The following is a 3,552-nucleotide window of genomic DNA, read 5'->3' as shown; positions in this document are numbered from 1 at the left end:
CCGGCATCCACGTCGAACCAGGTGCGGCCGGCCAGGGGAGTGGTTTGCAGCCACGTGCCGTCCGGCTGGCGGGCGTCGCGCACGACCGCCACGGCATCCGCCATGCGCGGATCGGGCGCGCGGCCCTCATGCAGTGCGACGTCGCGGAAGTGGTCCAGCGCCGTGAGGGCGCTGTAGCGGTGGCGGGAGGGGGCGACGAAGCGCGTGGTGAAGTCGCCCACCGGCTCGCCCGTGCTGAGCCGGTACAGCAGGCGCCGCTGGAGCAGGTACTCCTCGCCGCCGTGGCGGGCGGCCTGCACCGAGGTGTCGCCGGTGAATCTCTCGTAGGCGAGCAGTCCGCGCGCCGCGTTGAGCGTGGAGTGGAAGGACGAGCGCACCGAGTGGCCCTCCTCGGCCTCGCAGTTCCATCCGCCGTCGGCCAGGCGATGGTCGACGAACCACCGCGCAAGCGGCGTCATGTCCACTCCGAGCCAGGCGCCGGCGGCGAGGGTATAGGAGTTGATGCAGATGTCGACCTCACCCTCCCAGTACGGCAGGTCGTTGTAGTCCCAGCGACTGTTCGCGGCGAGGCGCTCGGCGGTGTCGCCGAGCGCGGCGGCATCCAGGCCCCACTCCCGCAGGTCCTTCAGGGCCCAGTTGGTGGCGACCCAGGGTTGGCCGGGCTGCTGTGGTTCGTCGCTGTCGAAGAACCCCGCAGGGAAGAACGCGCCGCCGGCCCACTGCCCGTCGGCACCCTGCAGGCCGAGCAGCCGGGCGCCGAAGCCCTCGGTCGCCACCCGTGCTCGCGTGCTCTCCCAGTGCTCGGGCGGAGCTCCGAGCAGGTCGCGCTCGACCTGCCATCGCACGGCGGGGTCCGAGTCGAGCAGCCAGCCCAGAACGGCCGGATCAGTGGTCATGCCGGAACGATAGACCCGTCCCGCCCTGGCGTCACCGTCCCCCGCGCGTGCGCCCGGGATCCAGGGCGACGAGGGCGTCGGTCCACACCAGGGACTGGGCCACCTCGACGGCACGGGCGTAGCGGGGTCCGGCCAGGCTGACGTAGACCGAGCCGACGATCTCGATGAAGCCGACGGTGGCGCCGCGCATCATGACCTCGAAGCGATCCGCGGTGACGGGATGCCACTGCAGTCGCGACGAGCGCGGCGCGACGGGCGGGAGGGACAGTCGCTGCTGTGCGTGCGGCATGACCTCGGTCGTCACGATGATCCCTTCGCTCTTTTGCTGTGCGACCAGCCTGTCCGCGGTTCCGGAATCGCGCAGAGGGTTGACGCTGGATCTTGCGTTCGATACGCCATCGACCGCTGGCGCGATCAGCCCCGCAGGGCCGCGCTGAGCCAGCGTGCGTAGAGCTGCCACGGGTCTCCGTCGGCGCGCAGCCGCGCCACGTGCGTGGTCAGCGGGTCGGTGAGGGTGAACCACTCGCCGCCCTCGCGAAGTGGGGCGAACTCCCGATGCCGTTGCTGCTCCACGGCGCGACCGCCGCGTTCGAATGCGAGCAGCTCATCGTGCCAGATCGCTGCGAGGCGTCGGCGCGGCTGGGCGCTCGTGCCGATTTTGACCCGTGCGTCGAAGCGCAGGTAGTACACGACGTCGATGCGGGGGAGCGGAAGGTCGGGGTCGGGCACGTCACCGTACCGCCACCCGCAATCGGCGCAGATCCACCCGCGGTCGCCATGGGTGCCGTGGGAGCCGCCGCAGAGGTGGCAGGCGCCGGGGAGGGCATCGCGTCTCACCACGGGGCGACCCTACGCGACGGCGCCGACATCCCCGGTCGCCGGCTTCTCCGGCGGGCGCCTCAGGCGCGCGCCTGGAGCTTCCTGTCGCCGCGCTTGCGGCCGTAGCGGGCGACGAAGAAGAGCACGGAGCCCACCGCGACGTACGCCAGCGACCCCAGCCAGACCGTCCACGACTGCTGGGCCAGTAGCACGAGGCACGCGAGGATCCCGAGAACGGGGATGAACCGCGGCACCGAGAAGTGACGGTGGTCGACCTTGTCCTTCTTCAGTGCCAGCACGCTGACATTGGCCGAGAGGAACACCAGCAGAAGCAGCAGCACCGTCGTCTCGGCCAGGGTGGAGACATCTCCCACCAGGGTGAGGGCCATGGTGATGCCGGCGACACCCACGGCGTGCGGCGGTTGGGCAGCACGCGGGCGAACGCGTGCGGCAGCAGGCCCGCCTCGGCCAGGCCGTAGGTGACGCGACTGGCCATCACCATGAAGAGCAGGGCGCCGTTGGCGATCGCCACCAACGCGATGAGTCCGAACAGCCACGCGGGGACGCCGAGGTTGCTGGCGGCGACCACGTCGAGGAGAGGGCCGGTGGACGTGGCCAGCTCCTCAGGCGGCAGCACGATCACCGCGCCGATCGCGATCAGCAGGTACACGACGGCGGCGGTGAGGATCGCGCCGAACAGCGCGCGCGGGTAGGCCTTCGACGGGTTCTTCACTTCTTCGGCCATGTTCGCCGCCGCCTCGAAGCCGAGGAAGGAGAAGAACGCGATGATGGATGCCGCGAACGCGCCCTGGACCGGGGGGACGTCGGGGGCGAACTCGAAGATGCGTGCCGGGTCCCCGTCGCCGTTGCCGAAGACGATGGCGCAGACGACGATCACGATGACCAGGCCGCTCACCTCGATCACCGAGGCGACGAGGTTCGCGCCGAGGGACTCCCGCACGCCCCTGAGGTTGATGAGGGTGAGTAGGGCGATGAACACGATGGCCGCGGGCACCTGCGGCACGTCGATGAGCGCGCTGAGATAGTCGCCGGCAAAGGCGTTCGCGAGGGCGGCTGCGGTCGTGATGCCGGAAGCCATCATCAGGAAGCCGACGAGGAACGACAGATACGGTTTGCCGAACGCGCGGTCGATGTACCGGGCCGCGCCGCCCGCATGCGGGTACTTCGTGATCAGCTCCGCGTACGTGCCCGCGGTGAGCAGGGCGACGACGAGAGCGAGCAGCAGCGGCAGCCAGATGACGCCACCCACGTCCGCGGCCATCGAGCCCACGAGCGTGTAGATGCCGGCGCCGAGCGTGTCGCCGACGATGAACGCGAAGAGCAGGGGCGTGCCCACCGCTCTTTTCAAACCGATCGGCGCCGTGGGCGTGATCGCTGCGATTTCTCTGCTCATCGCACCACTTCACTGCCGGAACGAATATGGCGCAATCCCTATTGCATATGCCGCCCGTGTCTTATCCTGTCGGCCTTCTCGGCCCACGCGCTGCAGGGCGTCGGGAACGGCGGGCTCCATGGGAGGCTGGGACGATGAGCGGACCCCGCGACCCCCGCACCTACGACCTCGATGCGCTGCGCGACGACTTGCTGCAGCATGACGACGGCCAGGTGAACGACAGCATCCCCGAGCTCGCCGAGGCGGATCCGGACCTCTGCGCCATCGCGCTGGCGCTCGCCGACGGCACGGTCCGTGCGAGCACGCAGGCCGACGTGCCCTTCAGCGTGCAGTCCGCCGTCAAACCGTTCCTCTTCGCGCTCGCCCTCTGCGATACCGGCGGCGACGCGCTCGACCGCATCGGCATCGAGCCGACGGGAGAGG

4 protein-coding genes and 1 pseudogene are annotated in these 3,552 nt (G+C 70.1%); 1 reads left to right on the top strand and 4 read right to left on the bottom strand.

Annotated features, from left to right (window positions below; genetic code table 11):
• From NQ160_RS02875 to NQ160_RS02860, 4 genes and pseudogenes are all read right to left on the bottom strand, one after another.
• A partial coding sequence (locus NQ160_RS02875) for a squalene cyclase (protein WP_257513735.1) occupies positions 1-896 on the bottom strand: 896 nt, incomplete at its 3' end.
• Between the two features lie 31 nt (positions 897-927).
• The gene (locus NQ160_RS02870; protein ID WP_257513734.1) at positions 928-1,200 is read right to left on the bottom strand and encodes a hypothetical protein; all 273 of its coding nucleotides are present in this window, start codon (positions 1,198-1,200) and stop codon (positions 928-930) included.
• A gap of 110 nt (positions 1,201-1,310) precedes the next feature.
• Positions 1,311-1,736 (bottom strand): GIY-YIG nuclease family protein, encoded by a 426-nt coding sequence (locus NQ160_RS02865; RefSeq protein WP_257513733.1) that lies wholly within the window; start codon positions 1,734-1,736, stop codon positions 1,311-1,313.
• 59 nt (positions 1,737-1,795) lie between these two features.
• A pseudogene (locus NQ160_RS02860) lies at positions 1,796-3,129 on the bottom strand (APC family permease).
• 134 nt (positions 3,130-3,263) lie between these two features.
• Between NQ160_RS02860 and NQ160_RS02855 the strand changes: the two are divergent.
• Positions 3,264-3,552: glutaminase (locus NQ160_RS02855; protein WP_257513732.1), on the top strand; the 289-nt coding region annotated here is incomplete at its 3' end.

It is taken from the genome of Microbacterium sp. zg.Y909, from assembly GCF_024626565.1.
This window is presented reverse-complemented; position numbering and strand designations above follow the sequence as displayed.